Consider the following 21,901-nt stretch of genomic DNA (forward strand, 5'->3'; position numbering starts at 1 on the left):
ATCCGGCCTGTTGTGCCGGGCCATTGTCAGGGGCTGTTCCGAGAGGGGCGCACGCCTTGATGTTTTCTTATCAATCCAGCGGAAGGTCGAAACCCGAACTTCGCACCCCGGCGAGCGCCGCGGCAAATCCAGATCGTACCGTGCCCCATCCCCCATGACGGAAGCGAATGAATCGCCAGACACAGTCAACAGAACCTGCCATGTCGGCGCGCGCAACGACTCCGAAGCCGAAGCCTCGGTCGTGAGTGGTAGCAAAAGCGCGGCAGCCAACCCGAAAATGATCCTGCGGATGCTGAACATTTCTGGCGGTCCCCTCTCGGTAGGTAATGGATAGCCCGAAACCCGCCCGCGGATAATTCGGGCATAGGGATAAGGCGCTATCCGAAAGGGTAGGGTGCATCGGTTAAGAATGGTTTGACGGGCACAATGTCAAGCGAGGGAAGCCCGAAAAATTCTTCGTATCTGGGGGGATGCGCGTTTGCTTGTGGTTAACTTCCTGGTGTCAGGATCGGCATCGACTATGGCTTGCCACAATGAAAGGGCCCGGCGTGAAAATCCTGATTGCCGACGACCACGATCTGGTCCGGGACACGCTTGTCGCCTTTGTCGAAGCATCTGGCGAGATCCGGACGAGCACTGCGCCGGACCTTGAAACTGCTTGTGCGCTGGTCACCAGCGACGGGCCCTTCGACCTGGTCCTTCTGGATCTGAACATGCCCGGGATGAACGGGCTGGACGGGCTGGAACGGGCGCTGGAACTCGATGGTTCGCCCCGTGTGGCGTTGATTTCGGGCCAGGCGTCGCGCGAGATTGCCGAACGGGCGCTGGATTGCGGGGCGGCGGGGTTCGTGCCCAAGACCCTACCGGCGAAATCCCTGGTCAATGCGATCAAGTTCATGGCGATGGGCGAGAAATACGCACCGGTCGATTTCATGACCGCCGAGCCAGACAGCCGCCAGCATCCCATGGCCGCGTCGCTCACCGATCGCGAAATGCAGGTGCTGCGGGGACTGACCGAGGGCAAGTCGAACAAGGAAATCGCCCGCGATCTCGACCTGTCTGAGCCCACGGTCAAGCTGCATGTCAAGACGCTCTACCGCAAGGTCGGTGCGGCCAATCGGACCCAGGCAGCCTTGCTGGCCCGCGAGGCTGGCCTGTTCTGATGCCGGATAAAGGGACGCAACAAGAAGGGGTTGCGGACAGGAAGAAGGAGACGACACGCGACTGATTGACGTACCTCAGAAACCGCGCCACGCTGGATGCCCTGGCTATGGGGGCTTTGGACAGGCGCATGGGAAAACCGACGGTCCATGACATTGCACGCGAAGCGGGGGTCAGCCTGGCCACTGTCGACCGGGTATTGAACGCGCGGCCCGGCGTGCGCGCGCAAACCGTTGCGCGGGTGCGCGAAGCGGTCGAACGCTTGGGTTACGTCCGCGATACCTATGCCGCCAACTTGGCCCGGCAGAAGCAATACCGCTTCGCCTTTGTCCTGCCCGAAGGGCCGAACCAGTTCCTGGACACGTTCCGAACCGCCCTTGGCGAGGCAACCCAGGCCCAGGCGGCCGACAGGCTGACCGCCCGCGTGCTGACGGCCCCGGCCCATGACCCGCATGCGGTGGTCCGGCTGCTGAACGATCTGCCGACGGGACGGTTGGACGGTGTGGCAATCATGACCCCGGAAACACCGCAGGTGCGCGACGCCGTGTCCCGTCTGAAATCCGCCGGCCTGCCCATCGTGGCCCTGGTCTCCGACCTGCCCAATAGCGAGCGCGATCATTTCGTCGGGATCAACAGCTACCAGGCCGGGCGCACTGCCGGGTTGTTGATGGGACGGTTCATCCGGGAGGTAACGGGCGCCGTCCTGGTCGTGACCCAATCGATGCAGGCCCGCGATTCCATCGAACGTCGGCTGGGATTCGACCATGTCATGGGCGAGCAATTCAACGGCCTGTCCATCCTGCCATCGGTCGAGACTCACGGCGATCCGGTGCGGATGGCCAGGATCCTGGCGCAAGCCTTCCGGGCCAATCCCGGCATTCGCGGTGTCTATTCCATGGGGCCGGGCAACGCTGCCTTGCTGGATGCCTTGCGCCCGACGGGACGGTTGGGCGAATTGGCCGTGGTGGCGCATGAGTTGACGCCAACCACCCGGCAAGCCCTGATCGATCGCGAGATCGACGCCGTCATCAACCAGAACGTCGGCCACCTGGTCCGCAGCGCTCTTCGAGTGCTGCGCGCCAAATGCGACGGAGCCGAGATCTTTGCGGCCCAGGAGCGCATCCGCATCGACATCGTGCTGCGGGAAAACCTGCCCTGATCCGACCGCGATTCGCGGCGTGTCCCGGACGATTTGGCCGACCTTGTCCTCGGCAGGGGCGGTGGCGGGCACCTTTCGCCGCGGGCGTTAACACTTCGAAAATCAAGACCTTCTGAGACGTAAAATGTCTATGATGTACGCACCTCAAGAATTATCTTTACGTGAGGTGCGTACCTCACATACGCTTTTTGCAGATCCGCCGCTTGCCGATCGGGGAGGACGATCAGGCGGATCGGCAACAGGGAGGAAGGGAAATGACTGGATTCGGAACACGGGCCGGCACCGGCCCCAGGCTTCTGGCCGCCACTGCCATCTCTGCCGCGGGCGTCGTGGCAACGGCTGCGGCGGCCGAGGATCTGACGCTGTGCTGGGCGGCCTGGGATCCCGCCAATGCGCTGGTCGAATTGTCGAAGGATTTCGAGGCCCAGTCCGGCCACAGCATGAATTTCGAATTCGTGCCCTGGCCCAACTTTGCCGACCGTATGCTGAACGAGCTGAATTCCGGCGGCAAGCTGTGCGACCTGCTGATCGGCGACAGCCAGTGGATCGGCGGCGGGGCGGAGAACGGCCATTACGTCAAGCTGAACGAGTTCTTCGATGCCGAGGGCATCAGCATGGACGATTTCGCCCCGGCGACGGTCTTTGCCTATTCGACCTGGCCCAAGGGTGAGCCGAATTACTACGCCCTGCCGGCCATGGGTGATGCCAACGGCTGGTTCTATCGCAAGGATTGGTTCGACGATCCGGCGATCCAGGCGGCCTATACAGAGGCGACGGGGGCGGAGCTGGGTGTGCCGGAAAGCCAGGACGAGCTGTTGCAGATCGCGCAGTTCTTCCAGGGCCGCGAGATCGACGGTCAGACCCGCTATGGGGCGTCGATCTTTACCGAGCGCGGCTCGGAAGGCATCACGATGGGCGCGACCGGGGCGCTGTACACCTGGGGGTTCAAGTATGAGAACGCGCCGGGCAGCTATGACATGCAGGGCGCGGTCAATTCGGCCGATGCGGTGGAAGCTCTTGAATTCTACAAGGAACTTTACAAGACCGCGACGCCGCCGGGCTATACCGACAGCTACATGGAACAATCGCTGGATGCCTTCAAGTCGGGGCAGGTGGCGATGGCGATGAACTGGTTTGCCTTCTTCCCGGGGCTCTATGCCGACCCGGACGTGGGCGGCGACAAGATCGGGTTCTTCGTCAACCCGCCGCAGAAGGTTGCGGCCTCGACGCTCGGCGGCCAGGGGATTTCGGTGGTGTCCTATTCCGACAAGCAGGACGCGGCGCTGGAATACATCAAGTGGTTCGCGCAGCCCGAGGTCCAGCAGAAATGGTGGGATCTGGGCGGGTATTCCTGCCATGTGGATGTGCTGAACGCGCCGGGCTTCAAGGACAGCGCGCCCTTTGCGCCGGATTTCCTGCAGGCGATGGATGCGGTGCAGGATTTCTGGCAGGAGCCGGCCTATGCCGAGCTGTTGCTGGCGATGCAGAAGCGGCTGCATGACTACATCGTGGCCGACCAGGGCACGGCGCAGGAGGCGCTCGACAAGCTGATCGAGGATTGGACCGAGGTCTTCGAGGACGAAGGCAAGCTCTGACCCCCGAACGGCGGGGCAAGCCCCGCCCTACGCAACGTTGTAGGGCGGGGGTCACCCCGCCGCCCCTTCCGACCAGAGGCATGTCCCTTGACCGATAGTCCCATGACCCGCGTGGCCCGGGCGACGCCGCCGCAGATGGCCCGCCAGATCCGTGGCCTGAGCGACCGGGCGATTGCTTGGATCTTCGTGGCGCCGACGATCTTCCTGTTGCTGGCAGTGAACATCTTTCCGCTGATCTGGACGATCCGGCTGAGCTTTACCGATTTCAAGGCCAACCGGAACCGGCCCGTCGAATGGATCGGCACGCGGAACTACGAGCGCATCCTGAGCGACAGCGACATCTGGCTGACCATGCAGGCCACGGCGCATTTTCTGTTCTGGACGATTGTCTTCCAGGTGCTGATCGGCTTTGTCCTGGCCTGGCTGATCAACCGCAAGTTCAGGGGCAACGACCTGTGGACGACGATCATCGTGCTGCCGATGATGTTGTCGCCGGCGGTGGTCGGCAACTTCTGGACCTTCCTCTACCAGCCGCAGATCGGGCTGTTCAACTACGTCATATCCTTCTTCACCGGGGTCGACCCCAGCTCGTTCCAGATGATCGGCGACGTCAACCTGGCGCCCTGGGCGATTGTCATCGTCGATACCTGGATGTGGACGCCCTTTGTCATGCTGATCTGCCTGGCCGGGCTGCGGTCCATCCCCGATTACATCTACGAGGCGGCCGAGATCGACCGGGCATCGAAATGGCGCCAGTTCTGGACGATCACGGTGCCGATGGTGCTGCCCTTCCTGATGCTGGCCGTGCTGTTCCGGGGGATCGAGAATTTCAAGATGTTCGACCTGGTCGTGCAACTGACCGGCGGCGGGCCGGGATCGGTGACCGAGCTGACGTCGATCAACCTCAAGCGGGAAGCCTTCGAGAAATGGCGCACGGGCTATGCCTCGGCCTATGCGATCATTCTCTTCGTGACGGTGTTCGGCCTGGCGTCGATCTACGTGAAGGCGCTCAACAAGGTGAAGGAGCGCTGAGATGGCGGATCGTGGTGTCGGGTATTTTTACCAAGAAGAAGACAGGGCGCGGCGCCCTCGAATGCGCGGGTCCTGTCTTCTTCTTGGCCCAAATACCCCTGCCGAAGGCACCGTCCGCAAGGACGGTCCACCGCGGGAGGCGGGCCAATGAGCGCATGGTCGATCACCGAGCCGACACCCCGGCAGAAATGGGTGGCCGGAACCCTTGTGGTCCTTTACGCGGTGATCACGATCATCCCGCTGATCTGGATCGTTGCCACCGGGTTCAAGTCGCCGGCCGACGCGATATCCTATCCGCCGAAGGTGCTGTTCGATCCGACGCTGGAGGGATATGTCAATCTCTTCACCACGCGCACGCGGCAGACCCAGGAATACCTGGAGGCCAACCCGCCGCAGACCTGGTACGAGGAGATCGTCCGGCAATACGACATGGTCATCGCCGGGCCGTCGCGCTACGGCGAAAGGTTCGTGAACTCGATCATCATCGGCTTCGGCTCGACCTTCCTGTCGGTCTTCCTGGGCACCCTGGCGGCCTATGCCTTCAGCCGGTTCAAGGTGCCGCTGAAGGACGACCTGCTGTTCTTCATCCTCAGTACGCGGATGATGCCGCCGATCGCCGTGGCGATTCCGATCTTCCTGATGTTCCGCACGCTCGGCCTGTCGGACACCCACCTGGGTATGATCCTGCTCTACACGGCGGTCAATATCTCGCTGGCGGTCTGGCTGCTGAAGGGCTTCATGGACGAGATCCCGCGCGAATACGAGGAAGCGGCCCTGATCGACGGCTACACGCGGTTCCAGGCATTCCGCAAGGTTGTCTTGCCCCAGGCCACGACGGGCATCGTGGCCACGGCCATCTTCTGCCTGATCTTCGCCTGGAACGAATATGCCTTTGCCGTGCTGCTGACCTCGGGCACTGCCCAGACCGCGCCGCCCTTCATCCCGACGATCATCGGCGTGGGCGGCCAGGACTGGCCCGCCGTGGCCGCCGGAGCCACGCTGTTCCTGCTGCCGGTGCTGGTCTTCACCGTCTTCCTGCGCAAGCACCTGTTGCGGGGAATCACCTTTGGCGCGGTGCGGAAATGATGGGCGCGACCCGATCCGCCCGACGGCACGGCGCGAAGTACCGTCCGATTGTTCAAGGTGAAAGGAGCCCTCGATGAGCGCGTTCATCAATGGCTTGGCAAGGTTCCGGCGCGGGCCGTGGGAAATGCTGGCCTCGGTCCTGATCGGCATCGGTGTGGTCATGCTGATGCAGCCCTGGGTGCTGATCCTTTATACCTATTCCTTTGCCGTGACGCTGACCGGCACGGTGATGTTCCTTGTCGTCAGCCATTTCCCGGAGGACGACAGATGAGCCCCGAGGTGCGCGCGGCCTATGACGCGATGACCGAGCCGGCCAGGGGCCGGGCGCTGGCCCTGCGCGACCTGGTGCTGCGGGTGGCCGCGGCCGAGGGCATCGTGCTGGACGAAACGCTGAAATGGGGCGAGCCGGCCTACCTGCCGGGGCGGGGCGGCACGACCCTGCGCATCGGGATCGACAAGGCGGGGGGCGATCTCAGGCTTCTGGTCAATTGCCGGACCTCGCTGGTCGCACAATGGCGCGAGATGTTCGGCAGCAACCTGCACTGCGAGGGCAACCGGGCCGTGCGGGTCGACAGGGACACCGACGAGGGCGCGCTGGCGATCTGCATCGCCATGGCGCTGACCTATCACCAGGCCAGGGGGAAGGCGGCACATGGCTGAGATCGTCATCGAGAACCTGCGCAAGGAATTCGGCGATTTCACCGCCGTGCAATCCTCGTCCTTCCGGATCGAGGATGGCGAGTTCTTCATGCTGCTGGGTCCGTCGGGTTGCGGCAAGACGACAACGTTGCGGATGATCGCGGGGCTGGAATTGCCGTCGTCGGGCCAGATCTACATCGATGGCGAGGAGGTGGCCCGCAAGCCGGCCAGCGAGCGCGACATTGCCTTTGTCTTCCAGATGTTCGCGCTTTACCCGCATATGAACGTGCGCCGGAACATGTCCTATCCGCTGGTCTGCCAGGGCATGCCCCGGGCCCGGGTGCGGGCCAAGGTGGCCGAGGTGGCGGCGATCCTGGGCATCGAGGACATCCTCGACAAGCCCGTGGGCGGCCTGTCCGGGGGCGACCGCCAGCGGGTGGCGCTTGGCCGGGCCATCGTGCGCGAGCCCAAGGCCTTCATGATGGACGAACCGCTGGGCGCGCTGGATGCCGAGTTCCGCGAACACATGGCCGAGGAGCTGCGCGCGCTGCATGACCGGATGGGCGCCACGACGGTCTATGTCACCCATGACCAGCTGGAAGCCATGCAGATGGGCGACAAGATCGTGGTCATGAACCATGGCGTCATCGAGCAATTCGGCACGCCGCAGGACATCTATGACAAGCCGGCCACGCGCTTCGTGGCCGATTTCATTGGCTCGCCACCGATGAACTTCCTGTCCTTCCAGGGGGCCATCGCCCCGGGTGACCAGGCCGTGCGGATGCAGGGCGTGGACTTGGGCGTGCCTCGGGCACAGGCCGGTTTCCAGGGCGAGATGCTCTTTGGCATCCGGCCCGAACATGTGCGTTTCGACGATGGCGGGGCCTGGCGCGGGCGGGTGCTGGCCTCCGAATACCTGGGCACGACCCAGATCGTGACGCTGGACAGCGCGGCCGGGCCGATCAAGCTGCGCGCGCCGTCGGACCAGCGCGTCGCGCCGGGCGAAACCGTCGGGCTGAATTTTGACGCGCGCACGGTGACGCTGTTCGACGGCAGCTCGGGCCGGGCGCTGGTCTCTGAACTGAACGCGGGGGTGCTGGACCATGGCTGAGGTGATCCTGGACGGCGCGACCAAACGGTTCGGCGCGACGCTGGCCCTGGATGCGGTGGGCATGGAAGTGCCCGACGGGGCCTTTGTCGTGCTGCTCGGCCCGACGGGGGCGGGCAAGACGACAACGCTGCGGGTGATCTCGGGGCTGGAAACGCTGGATGCGGGCGACATCCGCATCGGCGGCCGGTCGGTGCTGCGCGACACGCCGGCACAGCGCAACGTGGCCATGGTGTTCCAGCAATATTCGCTCTACCCGCATCTGTCGGTGCGCGAGAACCTGGCCTTTCCGTTGCGCTCGCCGATCCTGCGCACGCCCGAGGCCGAGATCGCGCGCAAGGTGGGCGAGGTGGCCGAGGTGCTGCACATTGCCCACAAGCTGGACAACAAGGCGACCGAATTGTCGGGCGGCGAGATGCAGCGGGTGTCGATCGGCCGGGCGCTGGTGCGCGATCCGGCCGTGCACCTGATGGACGAACCGCTGTCGAGCCTGGATGCCAAGCTGCGGTCGGACCTGCGCGTCGAGCTCAAGCGCATCCAGTCGGCGCTGGGGGCGACGATGCTCTATGTCACCCATGACCAGGTCGAGGCGATGACCATGGCGACCCATGTGGGCGTTCTGGATCACGGGCGGTTGGTCCAGTTCGGCACCCCGCGCGAGATCTACGAGAACCCGGTCAGCCTCTACGTGGCCAGCCGGCTGGGCCTGCCGCGGATCAATGCGCTGCCGGCCGGGGTGTTTCCCGGGGCGCCCGACGGGGCGCGGACGATCGGGCTGCGGCCCGAACACCTGGTGCAGGGCGAGGGCCAGGAAGGCGAGGTCATGCGGATCGAGCACCTGGGCGACCAGACCCGGCTGCACCTGCGGCTGGCCGGCCATGACATCGTGACGCTGACGGATGTGCACAGCGCGCTGGCGCCGGGGGACCGGCTGGCGGTGCGCCCGCGCAATGCGCTTTACTTCGATGCCGCGGGGGCGCGGATCGGCTGAGGGGAGAGACGGATGACCCAGTTCATCAACACGCGCGAGGCGCTGGTGACGCAGGCGATCGACGGTGTCCTGCGGACCGGCGGCGGGCGGCTGGCCCGGCTGGACGGCTATCCGCATGTCAAGGTCGTGCTGCGCACCGATTGGGACAAGTCCAAGGTGGCGCTGGTCTCGGGCGGCGGATCGGGCCACGAGCCGGCCCATGCGGGCTTTGTCGGCCAGGGCATGCTGACGGCGTCGGTCTGCGGCGAGGTCTTCGCCTCGCCTTCGGTCGATGCGGTGCTGGCCGGGATCCTGGCGGTGACGGGCAAGGCCGGGTGCCTGCTGATCGTCAAGAATTACACCGGAGACCGGCTGAATTTCGGGCTGGCGGCCGAACGGGCACGGGCGCAGGGGCTGAAGGTGGCGATGGTGGTGGTCGATGACGATGTCGCCCTGCCGGACCTGCCCCAGGCCCGGGGCGTGGCCGGCACGCTCCTTGTCCACAAGATCGCCGGGGCGCTGGCCGACCAGGGTGCGGATCTCGACCAGGTCGCGGCGGCCGCCCGGCGGGTGATCGGGGGCGTGGTGTCGATCGGCATGTCGCTGGATACCTGCACCCTGCCGGGCTCGCCCAAGGAAGAGCGCATCCCGCCCGGCAAGGCCGAGCTGGGCCTGGGCATCCATGGCGAGGCCGGGGTGGAACAGGTGGATTTCACCGATGCCCGCGAGGCCGTCGAGATGGTGGTCGACCGGTTGGCGCCCAGGATGGGACCGGGGCCGCACGTGGCGCTGCTGAACAATCTCGGCGGGGCGACCCCGCTGGAAATGGCGGTTCTGGCCGACGAGCTGATCGGGTCGCGGATCGCCGACCGGATCCGCTGGATGGTCGGGCCGGCGCCGATGATGACCTCGCTCGACATGCAGGGGTTCAGCGTGTCGCTGATGCCCGTCAGCCAGGCCGACGAGGCCGCGCTGAGCGCGCCGGCCGCGCCCTGGGCCTGGCCCGGCTGCCTGGCGGTCGGGCCGGTGTCGGTGCTGCCGCTGCCGGACGGGCTGACCCCGATCCAGCCGATGCCCTCGGCCCATGCCGCGACCCGGGCCTTCATCGACGGCTGTTGCCAGCGGCTGATCGCGGCCGAGGGCGACCTGAACGCGCTGGATGCCAAATCGGGCGATGGCGATACCGGCTCGACCCTGGCCACGGCGGCCCGCGCCCTGTCGGGCGCGCTGGACCGGCTGCCCCTGGCCGACTTGACCCAGCTCTACCGGGCCATCGGGATCGAGCTGAGCCAGACCATGGGCGGGTCTTCGGGCGTGCTGCTGGCGATCTTTTTCGCCGCGGCCGGTGATGCCTCGGCCAGCGGGCGCGATGCCATCGGCGCGCTGTCGGCGGGGTTGGACCGGGTCATGCAGGTGGGCGGGGCCGGGCCGGGCGACCGCACGATGATCGATGCCCTGGCCCCGGCCCTGGCCGCGCTGCCCGACGGGTTCGCCGCTGCCGCCACCGCCGCCCGGCAAGGCGCCGACGGAACCGCCCACATCACCCGGGCGCGGGCCGGGCGGGCCAGCTATGTCGGGCAGGACAAGCTGGCCGGGCACAATGATCCCGGCGCCGAGGCCGTCGCGCGGCTGTTCGAGCACCTGGCGCGACAGGACCTGCGCCCCTGACCGGCCGACGGGTTGGATATTTGAAAAGAGAAAGAAGCAGCAGGGCGCCCTTGCTGCTTCTTTCTCTTCAAAAGTATCCCGACGGCCGGTGGACAGCGGCGTGACGCTGCAAGGTCAGGCGGCGGCGCTGCCATCCTGCAGGTCCGCCAGCACGTCGGCCGCGATTTCCAGCGAACGGATCCGCGCTGCATGGTCGTGGATCATCCCCGTGATGATCAGCTCGTCGGGGGCATGGGCGGCGATGATTTCGCCCAGCTGCCGGCGCACCTGGGCCGGGCTGCCGGTGGCCGAGACCGACAGCGCGGCCTGGACCTGGGCCATGACCGGCGGCGGGATATGGGCGTCGATGTCCTGCACGGGCCGAGGCAGCTTGCCCGGCCGGCCGGTGCGCAGCCGGGCAAAGGACAACAGCTGCGACGACCGGTGAAAGGCCGCTTCCTCGTCGGTCTCTGCCGCGCAGACCCCGGCGGCGACCATCACGTGGGGCCGGTCGAGGCTGGCCGAGGGCCGGAAGTTCTCGCGGTAGACATGCAGGGCCTCGCTCAGCAGGGTCGGCGCGAAATGCGAGGCAAAGGCATAGGGCAGGCCCAGGTGGGCGGCCAGCTGGGCGCCAAAGAGGGACGAGCCCAGGATCCAGACCGGGATATGGGTGCCTTCGCCGGGGATCGCCCGGACCGGCTGGGCCGGGTCGCTGTCGCCCAGGAACCCCATCAGCTCGACGACATCCTGGGGAAAGCTGTCCTCGGGCGCCATGTGGCGGCGCAGCGCCCGGGCCGTGGCCATGTCCGAACCCGGCGCCCGGCCGAGGCCCAGGTCGATCCGTCCGGGATGAAGCGTGGCCAGCGTGCCGAAAGTCTCGGCCACCATCAGCGGCGCATGGTTGGGCAGCATGATGCCCCCGGCGCCCACGCGGATCGTCGAGGTGGCCGCGGCCACCTGGCCGATGACCAGCGCCGTGGCCGCGCTGGCGATGCCCGGCATGTTGTGGTGTTCGGCCAGCCAGTAGCGGTGATAACCCAGCAGTTCGGCATGGCGGGCCAGGTCGACCGTGTTGGCCAGGGCATCGGCCACCGTGCCGCCTTCGGGCACGGGCGACAGGTCGAGGAGGGAATAATGCTGCATCGGGGAACCCCTTTCGCAGCCTTACCTATGTGCCCGCCCCGGCGCTGCCAAGTGGCCGGTCAGGTGTGACGTTCCGCCAGCCGGTGGGTGGCATAATTGTGGGCGCCCTTCAGGCCGAAATCGGGATCGCGCAGCAGGTAGAGGTTCATGCCGCGGCGCAGTCCGGTGAACCGGCCGCCCTGGGCAAAGGCTTCGACGAAATCGGCATCGAAGAGCCAGGGGTTCTTGGTCGCCACGCCGCCGACGAGAAAGACGCTGTCGGCGCCGGCGGCCAGGCCCAGGTCGCCGGCCAGCCGGGCCAGGTGCGACCGGAACACGCCGGCCGCCCGTTCGGCCACCGGCGCCCCGCCGGCCTGGGCGGCGGTCAGCACGCCCTTGGCATCCAGCGCCGGGCCGGTGTCGCCCATCACGGCCTGTACCGCGCGGTAGAGGATCGGCAGCCCGGTGCCGGAAAGCATGGCCTCGGATTCGCAGGTCAGCCCGCCGGCAAAGAAGGTTTCCGGCCAGAGCGTGCGAAAGGCTTCGAAGATCTCGACCTCTTCGCGCGAATTGGGCGCCAGGGCGACATGGCCGCCTTCGCCGGGCAGGGCGGCATGGGCGCCCTCGCGGAAGACCAGCGTGCCGACACCCAGCCCGGTGCCCGGGCCGATGACCACGTGGATGCCCTCGCCGGCCGGGGCCGGGGCGCCCTGCAGGCACATCAGGTCGTCGGGCGACACCCGGGCCGTGGCCCAGGCCGCGGCGGCGAAATCGTTGATCAGCCGGGCCTCGGCCGCCCCGGTCACCCGGCGCAGGTCCTCGCCGCAGAGCGACTTGGCCGCATTGGTCAGCTGGACCCGGTTGTCGGACACCGGCCCGGCCACGGCGGCCACGACCAGTTCGGGTGCCGTGCCCTGGGCCCGGGCAAAGGCGCCGAAGATCTCGGCCAGCTCGCCCGGCCCGCCGGTCTCATGCTGTTCCGACGCGCGCACGTCATCGCCCTGGAAGGCGCGCAGGCGCAGGTTGGTGCCGCCGATATCGGCGCAGAGAAGCCAGGGGGTGGTCATGGGTCGGATCCGGTCAGGTCAGGTCAGGGCGTTCTGCAAGGCGTGATAGGATGTTTTGGGCGTGCGCGCCAGCGTGTCGAAATCGACATGCACCAGGCCGAAGCGCTTGTCGTAGCCCAGAGACCATTCGTAATTGTCCAGCAGCGACCAGATGAAATAGCTCTTGACCGGCGCACCATCGGCAATGGCCTTGCGGACCTGGGCCAGGTGGCTGTCGAGATAGGCGATCCGGGCGGCATCGTCGACGCGCCCGTCGACCAGCACATCGGCATTGGCCATGCCGTTCTCTGTGACATGCAGGGGCAGGTCGCCGGTATATTCCCGGGCCGTGCGAGTCAGGAAGTTGTAAAGCCCCTCGGGATAGATCTCCCAGCCGACCTGGGTCTTGGGCAGGGGGCCGTCGACCTCGTCGAGCGAGGGCCAGGGGCCGGAATTCGGCGCGATGTTCTTGCGGGTGTAATAATTCACCCCGCACCAGTCGAGCGGCGTGCCGATGATGTCGAAATCGTTCTCCCAGCCCTTGGGCATGTGCGGGGCAAAGCCTTCCATGACGTTGTCGGGATAGGTCTTGTGAAAGACGCCCGACAGGAAGAACCGGTTGTAATAGCCGTCGTAGAGATCAGCCGCCGCGCGGGCCTCGGGCGTGTCGTCCACGGGGTTGGCCCATTCCATGTTGAACACCCCGCCGAGGTTCGTCATGCCCAGCCCGCGCATGGTCTCGATGGCCCGGCCATGGGCCAGCAGGACATGGTGCATGGCCCGGGCGGTGGCGCGGATGTTGCGCAGGCCGGGGGCGTGCAGACCCATGAAATGGCTCAGCCAGCCGACGCACCAGGGCTCGTTGATCGGCGCGGTGGAATACATCCGGTCACCGATGCGCGACATGATGGTCTCGGTGAAATCGGCGAACCAGTTGGCGATGTCGGGGTTGGTCCAGCCGCCCAGGTCGGCCAGGGGCGAGGGCAGTTCCCAATGGTAGAGCGTGGCGCAGGGTTTCAGCCCGCGCTCCAGCAGGCCATCGGCCAGGCGGTCGTAGAAATCGAGCCCGGCCTGGTTCACCGGGCCACGGCCTTCGGGCAGGACGCGGGCCCAGGAGGTCGAGAAACGGTAGCAATCCAGCCCGGCGGCGGCGATCAGGTCGAGATCGGCATCCATGCGGTTGTAATGGTCGCAGGCCACGGCGCCATTCTCGGCGCGCACGACGTTGCCCGGGGTGGCGGCGAAGGTGTCCCAATGGGTCTGGCCGGCGCCGCCGAAGGCATGGCCTTCGATCTGGTAGGCCGATGTGGCCGTGCCGAAGAGGAAACCTTGGGGGAAGTCCTGGCGGGTGAATTGCATGGCGGGGGTCCTTTGTCGGGGCCGGTGTCGGGGCTTGTATGGTCGGGGCCGATTGGGGGCCGATGTGGGGCTGGGCCGGTCTGGGGGCCTATGTCTGCAGGCCGGCTTGCGGGGCCGTGGTCGGGCCTTGGTCCTGGCCTCGGTCCGGTGTGGCGTTCGGCCCGTGTTCGGGGCGGTATCGGGGCCGGTGTCCCGGCCTTGGTTGGTGTCGGGGCCGGCGGGACGTCAGGGCCGGTGCGGGGCGGGGCCGGTCGACCGGCCGACCAGCAGCTCGGCTTCGAGCATGCGCTGGCGCGGCGGGTCCTGGGGGGCGTTGATCTGGTCGACCAGGCATTCGGCGAGGGTTTCGCCGGCCTTGCGGACCGACGAGCGGATGGCGGTGAAGATCGGCACGTCCTGGCCATTCTTGAGATAGCTCAGATCGTCGTCATGGGTGATGACCGACACGTCGCGGCCCATGGTCAGCCCGGCCTCTTCGATGGCCCGGCGCACGCCGAGTGCCACGATCATCGAAGCCGCCATGATCGCCGTGGGCGGGTTGGGCGCGGCCAGTATGGCCCGGGTCTCGGCATAGCCGAAATGTTCGGTCATCTCGTCCGAACGCATCAGCGCCGGGTCGAGGGGCAGGCCGGCGGCGGCCAGCGCGGCCTCGTACCCGGCCCGGCGGCGGCGGGCGAAATCCATCTGTTCCAACCCGTTGACCAGCGCGATGCGCCGGTGGCCCAGGTCGATCAGGAACTGGGTGGCATGCTGGAAGGCCCGCTTGTTGTTGACGTCGACAAAGGCATAGGGCTCGGTGATGCCCGTCGAGCGGCCATGCACGATGAAGGGCAGGCCGATGCGGTTGAGCAGGGGGATGCGCTGGTCCTCGACCAGCGGGCCCTGCAGGATCACCGCGTCGACGGCGCCGCGGGCGCGGTATTCGCGGTAGATGTCGCTTTCGTCGGAATCGGGCACGCGGGTGAACATCATGTCATAGCCGAAGCGCGAGAAGGTCTGAGAGGCGCCGGCGACGAAATCGCCGAAGATCGGGTTGACCATCTCGTGCTGCACCGAGGTCGGGATGACCTGGCCGATCAGCATGGCCCGGCCGGTGGCCAGCCCCTTGGCCCGGCTGTTGGGCCGGTAATTGTGCCGGCGCGCGGCCTCTTCGACCCGCAGTCGGGTCGCCTCGGACACCTCGGGATAGCCGTTCAGCGCACGGCTGACCGTGGTCTGCGACAGGCCCAGTTCTTCGGCGAGGGTCTTGAGGTTCATCAGCTTTCAAAGCGCTTTGGATTTCCCGGCCAATCTGTGGGTGGAAACCGGGCTTACGTCAACGCCTTTGTCGGGCCATTGTTCCGGCATGGGCGAAAATCGGGGGAAATCGGGAAATTTCCTGTCGTGGTGACCCCTCATGTTGACAGATTGGATCGGAGAAGCATTTATCCGCTCATCCAAAGCGCTTTGAAATTGATTCGCCTGGATGCGGTGGGAACGCTGGCGCTCGGGCGCGATCGTGAGGGAGAGAGAAGATGACCAAGACGACATTCCTGGCCGGGGCCGCCGCCCTGGCGCTGACCGCGGGCAGCGCGGCCTGGGCCGACAACGTGACGGTCTTCGGGCCCTGGCTTGGCCCGGACCAGGAAGATGTCGAGGCCGTGCTCGACGGCTTCGCGGCGGCAACCGGCCACAGCTATTCCTACGTGGGCTCGGACAGTTTCGAACAGCAGATCCGCATCGATGCCGAGGCCGGCTCGGCGCCCAACGTGTCGATCTTTCCGCAGCCCGGCCTGGCCGCCGACATGGCCGAGGCGGGTTTCCTGACGCCGCTGGCCGAGGGCACCGACGACTGGGTGCGCGACAATTACGCGGCCGGCCAGTCCTGGGTCGACCTGGGCACCTTTGCCGGGCCGGACGGGGCCGACCACCTCTACGGGTTCTTCTACAAGGTCGATGTGAAATCGCTGGTCTGGTACGTGCCCGAGAATTTCGAGGACGCGGGCTATGACGTGCCCGAGACGATGGAAGATCTCAAGGCGCTGACCCAGCAGATCGTCGACGACGGCGAGACGCCCTGGTGCATCGGGCTGGGGTCGGGCGGGGCGACTGGCTGGCCGGCGACGGACTGGGTCGAGGACCTGATGCTGCGCACCCAGCCGCCCGAAGTCTATGACGCCTGGGTGGCCAACGACACGCCGTTCAACGATCCGGCCGTGGTGGGCGCGATCGAGGAATTCGGCTGGTTCGCGCGCAACGACGATTACGTGGCCGGAGGCGCGGGCGCCGTGGCGACGACCGATTTCCGCGACAGCCCCAAGGGCCTCTTTGCCGCGCCGCCGCAATGTTACATGCACCGCCAGGCGTCGTTCATCCCGTCCTTCTTCCCGGAAGGCACGATGATGGGCGAGGATGCCGATTTCTTCTATTTCCCGGCCTATGCCGAGAAGGACCTGGGCAGCCCGGTTCTGGGCGCGGGCACGCTGTGGGCGATCACGGCCGACAGCGAGGGCGCGCAGGAGCTGATCGCCTACCTGCAATCGACCGAAGCGCATGAGATCTGGATGGCGCGGCAGGGCTTCCTGACCCCGCACAAGGGTGTCGATCCCGAGGTCTTTGCCGATCCGGCGCTGAAGAAGATGAACGAGATCCTGCTGGGCGCGACGACCTTCCGGTTCGACGCATCCGACCTGATGCCCGGCGCCGTGGGCGCGGGGTCGTTCTGGACCGGCATGGTCGATTACACCGGGGGCAAGGACGCCCAGGCCGTGGCGGACGAGATCCAGTCGTCCTGGGATGGCCTGAAGTAAACCGGCCCGGGCCGGGCCCGTCCGAGGGCGGGGCCGGCCTCAAGGGGGTAGGTCCGGCCTCAAGGAGGCGGGGCCGGCTTCAAGAGGGCTGACCGCAAGGCCCGCAAGTCCGGCCCGGTTCCGCAAGGCGGGGCCGGGCGATCCGATCCCCGGGGCCACCACCCCGCCACGATCCACACTGTCCCAACTGCCAACGACCGCAAAGATCCCGGAGCGCGCGATGAGCCAAGCCCTGCAAGCCCTGACGACGATCCTGATCGGGCTGGGCGCCTGTGTCGGGTATTTCTTCCTGTCCAACAAGCTGGTCGACGTGATCTGGCCGCCCCGGGGGGCCAATGCCGGGCGCAACATCAACCGGGCCAATGTCGTGCGGCCCTGGCTGTTCCTCTTCCCGGCGGTCTTTGCGCTGGGGCTCTACCTGGCCTACCCGGTGATCGAGACCCTGCGCCTGTCGCTGATGGAGCGGGTGCCGGGCGGCGGCTATCAATGGGTCGGTTTCGAGAATTACATGCGCATGGCCGGCGAGCCCAAGTTCTGGGAGGCCATGCGCAACAACATGCTGTGGCTGCTGGTCGTGCCGGCGGCCTCGACGGCCTTCGGCCTGCTGGTGGCCCAGCTGACCGACCAGATCCGCTGGGGCCGGATCGCGCAGATGCTGATCTTCATGCCGATGGCGATTTCCTTTGTCGGCGCGGCGGTGATCTGGAAGCTGGTCTATGATGCCCGGCCGATCGACCAGGACCAGATCGGCATGCTCAATGCCGTGGTGGTCTGGTTCGGCGGTACGCCGCAGACCTGGCTGACGGTGCCGCTGTGGAACAACTTCTTCCTGATGCTGGTGCTGATCTGGATCCAGACGGGCTTTGCCACGGTAATCCTGTCGGCCGCGCTGCGGGGTATTCCCGAGGAAACCGTCGAGGCGGCCATCGTCGACGGGGCCAACCCGTTCCAGATCTTCTTCCGCATCAAGGTGCCCCAGATCGCGACGACGATCCTGGTGGTCTGGACGACGATCACCATCGTGGTGCTCAAGGTCTTCGACATTGTCTATGCCATGACCAACGGGCAATGGCAGACGCAGGTTCTGGCCAATTACATGTTCGACAAGCTCTTCGTGGCCAATGACTGGGGGGTGGGGTCGGCCTCTGCCATCGTGATCATGGTGCTGGTCACGCCGATCCTGGTCTGGAACGTGCGCAACGCGCGCAAGGAAATGGAGTAAGGCGCATGTCCGACCTGCATTACGGGGCCAGCGGCGTGGCCGGGCAAAAGGCCGTCCTGACCTGGGCCGTGCATATTTCGGTGGGCCTGCTGGTGCTGCTTTGGGTGGTGCCGACGCTGGGCCTGTTCATCTCGTCCTTCCGCACGGCCGACCAGATCGCGACCTCAGGCTGGTGGCGGGCGCCCTTTGCGGCCGAACAAGTACTGCAGCTGCGCACCGCCGGCGCGGCGGAGCAGGTCCAGCAGGGTGCGGTCAACGTGATCGAAGGCCGGCTTTTCGAGGAAGGCCACGACGAGCTGAAAGTGTCGTCCTGGGGGATCTCGTCGCGCGACATCGGAGCGTTCCAGCCGGGCGATGCGGCCGAGCTGCGCGATGGCGGGACGCTGACCCTGCAGGAAGACGGCAGCTATCGGATGGAAAGCACGGCGCCCTTCGAAGGCAGCCGGGGCCAGCGGGTCTTCGTTACCGCGCTGGTCCCGCCCGAGCTGACGCTGGAAAACTATCGCTACATGCTGCTGGACGAAAGCAACGTGAACGGCATGAGCCGGGCGTTCTTCAACACGCTGACCGTGTCGATCCCGGCGACGGTCATCCCGATCCTGGTGGCGGCCTTTGCGGCCTATGCCCTGGCCTGGATGGAATTCCCCGGCCGGGCGTTGCTGGTGGCCGTGGTGGTCGGCCTGCTGGTGGTGCCGCTGCAGCTGGCGCTGATCCCGCTCCTGAAGCTGCACCTGGGTATCGGCATCGGCAAGGGCTACCTGGGGGTCTGGCTGGCCCATACCGGGTTCGGCCTGCCGCTGGCGATTTACCTGTTGCGCAATTACATGGCCGGCCTGCCGCGCGACATCATCGAAAACGCCCGCGTCGACGGGGCGACCGAATACCAGATCTTCACGCGCATCATCCTGCCGCTGAGCTTCCCCGCCCTGGCGTCCTTTGCGATCTTCCAGTTCCTGTGGACATGGAACGATCTGCTGGTGGCCAAGGTTTTCCTCATCGATGCCACCGGGCGGACGACCGTGATGACCGCGCAGATCGTCGAGCTGATGGGCACCCGGGGCGGAAATTGGGAGATCCTGGCGACGGCGGCCTTCGTGTCGATCCTGGTGCCGCTGCTCGTCTTCTTCTTCATGCAGAAATACCTGGTCCGGGGCCTTTTGGCCGGATCGGTGAAATAAGGTTAAGACCATGAACGACCAGACCAAGACCCAAGCCCAAGCGCGCAACGACTGGTGGAAGGGCGGGGTGATCTACCAGATCTATCCGCGCTCGTTCCAGGACAGCGACGGCGACGGGATCGGCGATCTCAACGGCATCACCCGGCGGCTGGATTACATCGCCTCGCTGGGGGTGGACGCGATCTGGATCTCGCCGTTCTTCACCTCGCCGATGAAGGATTTCGGCTATGATGTCAGCGATTACTGCGACATCGACCCGATGTTCGGCACGCTGGGCGATTTCGATGCCATGCTGGCCAAGGCGCATCGGCTGGGGCTGAAGGTCATGATCGACCTTGTCCTGTCGCATACGTCCGACGAACATCCCTGGTTCCAGGAAAGCCGGGCCAGCCGCGACAATCCGAAATCGGAATGGTACGTCTGGTCCGACCCCAAGCCCGACGGCACGCCGCCCAACAACTGGCTGTCGATCTTCGGCGGGCCGGCCTGGCAATGGGATGCCCGGCGCCAGCAATATTACCTGCACAATTTCCTGGTCGCCCAGCCTGACCTGAACTTCCATTGCGAAGAGGTGCAGGACGCGCTGCTGGACGTGGCGAGGTTCTGGCTGGACCGGGGGGTGGACGGCTTCCGCCTGGACACGATCAACTTCTACGTCCACGACAAGGAACTGCGGTCCAACCCGGCGCTGCCCCTCGAAGAGCGCAACGACCGCACCGCGCCGCAGGTGAACCCCTACAACCACCAGAACCACCTCTATTCCAAGAGCCAGCCGGAAAACATCGCCTTCCTCGAACGGCTGCGTGCGCTGACCGACGAATACGAAGGCCGCACCATGCTGGGCGAGGTCGGGGAATCGCAGCGCGGGCTGGAAATCCTGGGCGAATACACCCGGGGCGAACACCGCGTGCACATGTGTTATGCCTTCGAATTCCTGGAAAACCGCCGGGCCATCGCGTCCTGGGTGGTGGAAACCTTCGAAAAGCTGGGCGAGGTCGCGCCCGATGGTTGGGCCTGCTGGGCGTTTTCCAACCATGACGTGCGCCGCCATGCCACGCGCTGGGATCTCAGCGATGCGGCCAACCGGGCCTATGTCATGCTGATGATGGCCATGCGCGGGTCGGCCTGCCTGTACCAGGGCGAAGAGCTGGGCCTGCACGAGGCCGACGTGCCCTATGAGGCGCTTCAGGATCCCTATGGCAAGGAATTCTGGCCCGAGTTCAAGGGCCGCGACGGGTGCCGCACGCCGATGGTCTGGCAGGCCCAGGACGAGTTTGCCGGTTTCACGACCAGCGACAGCCCCTGGCTGCCGATCAGCCCGGCCCAGGCCGAATGGGCCGTCGACCGGCTGGAGGAAGACCCCGGATCTCTGCTGCACCATTACCGGCGGGCCGTGGCCCTGCGGCACGATCACCCGGCGCTGGCCCGGGGCGACCAGGACGGGCTGACCTGCGACGGCGAGCTTTTGACCTTCACCCGGACAGATGGCGAGGAAGAGATCTTCTGCGCCTTCAACCTCGGTGACACGGCCGCCCACATGACCCTGCCCGAAGGCAGCTGGACGCCGCTGGCCGGGGTGATGTCGGATCTTGAGGCCGGGGTCATGGACCTGCCGGGCTGGGGCTATGTGATCGCCAAGCGGGAGGGAGAATGACGCCATGGCCGAGCTGGTGCTGAAGGACGTCGAAAAGACCTATGGCAAGTCGGTGCAGGTGCTGCGCGACATCAACCTCGAGATCGAGGAAGGCGAGCTGGTGGTCTTCGTGGGGCCGTCGGGCTGTGGCAAGTCCACGCTGCTGCGCATGATCGCCGGGCTGGAACGGATCACCGGGGGCGACCTGATGATCGAGGGCCAGCGCATGAACGACGTGCCCCCGGCGCAGCGGGGCATCGCCATGGTGTTCCAGTCCTACGCGCTTTATCCGCACATGACGGTGCGCGAGAATATGTCCTTTGCACTGAAGCTGGCCAGGAAATCCAAGGCCGAGATCGATGCGGCCGTCGACCGGGCGGCCGCCGCGCTGCAACTCGAGCCCTATCTCGACCGCCTGCCCAAGGCGCTGTCGGGCGGGCAACGCCAGCGGGTGGCGATCGGCCGGTCCATCGTGCGCGATCCCAAGGTCTATCTCTTCGACGAGCCGCTGTCGAACCTCGACGCGGCGCTGCGCGTGGCCACGCGGATCGAAATCGCCCGGCTGAAGGAAGCAATGCCGGATCGCACGATGATCTACGTGACCCACGACCAGGTCGAGGCGATGACCCTGGCCAGCCGGATCGTCGTGCTGGCCAACAAGGGCATCGCCCAGGTGGGCACGCCGCTCGAACTCTACGAGACGCCCGACAACGAATTCGTGGCCCAGTTCATCGGCTCGCCGTCGATGAACCTGCTGCCCGGGCGGATCACCGGGACCGGGGCGCAGACACGGGTCGAGCTGGCCCATGGCGAAACGGTCGTGTCGGCCATCCCGACGGTCGAGGGTGACATGGGCAAGACGGTCAACGTGGGCGTCCGGCCCGAGGACATGGTGCCGACGGATGACAGCCCGGTGTTCCGGGGCACCGTCGATTTCACCGAGGCCCTGGGCGAGGTGACGCTGCTCTATTTCGAGGAAACCGGCAGCGCGCCGGGCATCATCGCCAAGCTGCCGGGCATCCACCGGGGCCTGCGCGGCACGTCGGTCGGGCTGGCGGCCGATCCGGCCAAGGTGCACCTGTTCCACGACGGTCAGAGCATGCGCCCGCGCTGAGCGGACCGGGGCCATATGCGCAACACAGGGGGTCGCCGGGG

Annotated in this window: 19 protein-coding genes; 15 read left to right on the top strand and 4 right to left on the bottom strand. The window is 66.3% G+C overall.

What is annotated here, in order from left to right:
• Nucleotides 1-548 precede the first annotated feature (548 nt).
• The 10 genes from ACK3BB_RS07185 to ACK3BB_RS07230 all read left to right on the top strand — a co-directional run bounded on the left by ACK3BB_RS07185 (nt 549) and on the right by ACK3BB_RS07230 (nt 10,418).
• Nucleotides 549-1,163 carry a LuxR C-terminal-related transcriptional regulator gene (locus ACK3BB_RS07185; protein WP_428928036.1) on the top strand — a complete coding sequence of 205 codons (615 nt, stop codon included), beginning with the start codon at nt 549-551 and terminating at the stop codon, nt 1,161-1,163.
• 128 nt (nt 1,164-1,291) lie between these two features.
• A complete protein-coding gene (locus ACK3BB_RS07190; protein ID WP_428928037.1) occupies nt 1,292-2,320 on the top strand; it encodes a LacI family DNA-binding transcriptional regulator in 1,029 nt (342 codons plus the stop codon).
• A 254-nt stretch (nt 2,321-2,574) separates the two neighbouring features.
• Complete coding sequence (locus ACK3BB_RS07195; RefSeq protein WP_428928038.1) at nt 2,575-3,915, top strand: ABC transporter substrate-binding protein; 1,341 nt, start codon at nt 2,575-2,577, stop codon at nt 3,913-3,915.
• An 87-nt stretch (nt 3,916-4,002) separates the two neighbouring features.
• Nucleotides 4,003-4,947: a carbohydrate ABC transporter permease gene (locus ACK3BB_RS07200; protein ID WP_428928039.1), complete on the top strand. Its 945-nt coding sequence runs from the start codon at nt 4,003-4,005 to the stop codon at nt 4,945-4,947.
• Between the two features lie 147 nt (nt 4,948-5,094).
• Nucleotides 5,095-6,033, top strand: a complete 939-nt coding sequence (locus ACK3BB_RS07205; protein ID WP_428928040.1) for a carbohydrate ABC transporter permease — start codon at nt 5,095-5,097, stop codon at nt 6,031-6,033.
• Nucleotides 6,034-6,106: 73 nt separating this feature from the next.
• Nucleotides 6,107-6,304: a hypothetical protein gene (locus ACK3BB_RS07210; protein WP_428928041.1), complete on the top strand. Its 198-nt coding sequence runs from the start codon at nt 6,107-6,109 to the stop codon at nt 6,302-6,304.
• Nucleotides 6,301-6,693 carry a DUF1801 domain-containing protein gene (locus ACK3BB_RS07215; RefSeq protein ID WP_428928042.1) on the top strand — a complete coding sequence of 131 codons (393 nt, stop codon included), beginning with the start codon at nt 6,301-6,303 and terminating at the stop codon, nt 6,691-6,693. Before ACK3BB_RS07210 ends, ACK3BB_RS07215 begins: the two co-directional genes overlap by 4 nt.
• Entirely contained in the window at nt 6,686-7,783 is a 1,098-nt protein-coding gene (locus tag ACK3BB_RS07220) for an ABC transporter ATP-binding protein (protein WP_428928043.1), read from the top strand. The genes ACK3BB_RS07215 and ACK3BB_RS07220 overlap by 8 nt, the downstream gene beginning before the upstream one ends.
• Nucleotides 7,776-8,771, top strand: a complete 996-nt coding sequence (locus ACK3BB_RS07225) for an ABC transporter ATP-binding protein (RefSeq protein WP_428928044.1) — start codon at nt 7,776-7,778, stop codon at nt 8,769-8,771. Before ACK3BB_RS07220 ends, ACK3BB_RS07225 begins: the two co-directional genes overlap by 8 nt.
• A 12-nt stretch (nt 8,772-8,783) precedes the next feature.
• Nucleotides 8,784-10,418, top strand: coding sequence for a dihydroxyacetone kinase subunit DhaK (locus ACK3BB_RS07230; RefSeq protein ID WP_428928045.1), 1,635 nt, complete (start codon nt 8,784-8,786; stop codon nt 10,416-10,418).
• Between the two features lie 114 nt (nt 10,419-10,532).
• Here the strand turns inward: ACK3BB_RS07230 and ACK3BB_RS07235 are convergent, their stop codons facing one another.
• The 4 genes from ACK3BB_RS07235 to ACK3BB_RS07250 all read right to left on the bottom strand — a co-directional run bounded on the left by ACK3BB_RS07235 (nt 10,533) and on the right by ACK3BB_RS07250 (nt 15,181).
• Nucleotides 10,533-11,540, bottom strand: a complete 1,008-nt coding sequence (locus ACK3BB_RS07235) for an LLM class flavin-dependent oxidoreductase (RefSeq protein WP_428928046.1) — start codon at nt 11,538-11,540, stop codon at nt 10,533-10,535.
• A 59-nt stretch (nt 11,541-11,599) separates the two neighbouring features.
• Nucleotides 11,600-12,586, bottom strand: a complete 987-nt coding sequence (locus ACK3BB_RS07240) for a glucokinase (protein ID WP_428928047.1) — start codon at nt 12,584-12,586, stop codon at nt 11,600-11,602.
• Nucleotides 12,587-12,604: 18 nt separating this feature from the next.
• Nucleotides 12,605-13,924, bottom strand: a complete 1,320-nt coding sequence (locus tag ACK3BB_RS07245; protein ID WP_428928048.1) for a GH1 family beta-glucosidase — start codon at nt 13,922-13,924, stop codon at nt 12,605-12,607.
• Nucleotides 13,925-14,149: 225 nt separating this feature from the next.
• Nucleotides 14,150-15,181 (bottom strand): LacI family DNA-binding transcriptional regulator, encoded by a 1,032-nt coding sequence (locus ACK3BB_RS07250; protein WP_428928049.1) that lies wholly within the window; start codon nt 15,179-15,181, stop codon nt 14,150-14,152.
• A 257-nt stretch (nt 15,182-15,438) separates the two neighbouring features.
• On the opposite strand from ACK3BB_RS07250, the gene ACK3BB_RS07255 reads away from it, so the two are divergent.
• The 5 genes from ACK3BB_RS07255 to ACK3BB_RS07275 all read left to right on the top strand — a co-directional run bounded on the left by ACK3BB_RS07255 (nt 15,439) and on the right by ACK3BB_RS07275 (nt 21,860).
• Nucleotides 15,439-16,713, top strand: a complete 1,275-nt coding sequence (locus tag ACK3BB_RS07255; RefSeq protein WP_428928050.1) for an ABC transporter substrate-binding protein — start codon at nt 15,439-15,441, stop codon at nt 16,711-16,713.
• Nucleotides 16,714-16,933: 220 nt separating this feature from the next.
• Nucleotides 16,934-17,935, top strand: coding sequence for a carbohydrate ABC transporter permease (locus tag ACK3BB_RS07260; RefSeq protein WP_428928051.1), 1,002 nt, complete (start codon nt 16,934-16,936; stop codon nt 17,933-17,935).
• A gap of 5 nt (nt 17,936-17,940) precedes the next feature.
• Entirely contained in the window at nt 17,941-19,113 is a 1,173-nt protein-coding gene (locus ACK3BB_RS07265) for a carbohydrate ABC transporter permease (RefSeq protein ID WP_428928052.1), read from the top strand.
• A 10-nt stretch (nt 19,114-19,123) separates the two neighbouring features.
• Nucleotides 19,124-20,767, top strand: a complete 1,644-nt coding sequence (locus ACK3BB_RS07270) for an alpha-amylase family glycosyl hydrolase (RefSeq protein WP_428928053.1) — start codon at nt 19,124-19,126, stop codon at nt 20,765-20,767.
• Nucleotides 20,768-20,771: 4 nt separating this feature from the next.
• Complete coding sequence (locus ACK3BB_RS07275; RefSeq protein WP_428928054.1) at nt 20,772-21,860, top strand: ABC transporter ATP-binding protein; 1,089 nt, start codon at nt 20,772-20,774, stop codon at nt 21,858-21,860.
• Nucleotides 21,861-21,901: the final 41 nt, after the last annotated feature.

This window comes from Marinibacterium sp. SX1 (assembly GCF_050389775.1).
Lineage (GTDB): Bacteria > Pseudomonadota > Alphaproteobacteria > Rhodobacterales > Rhodobacteraceae > Marinibacterium.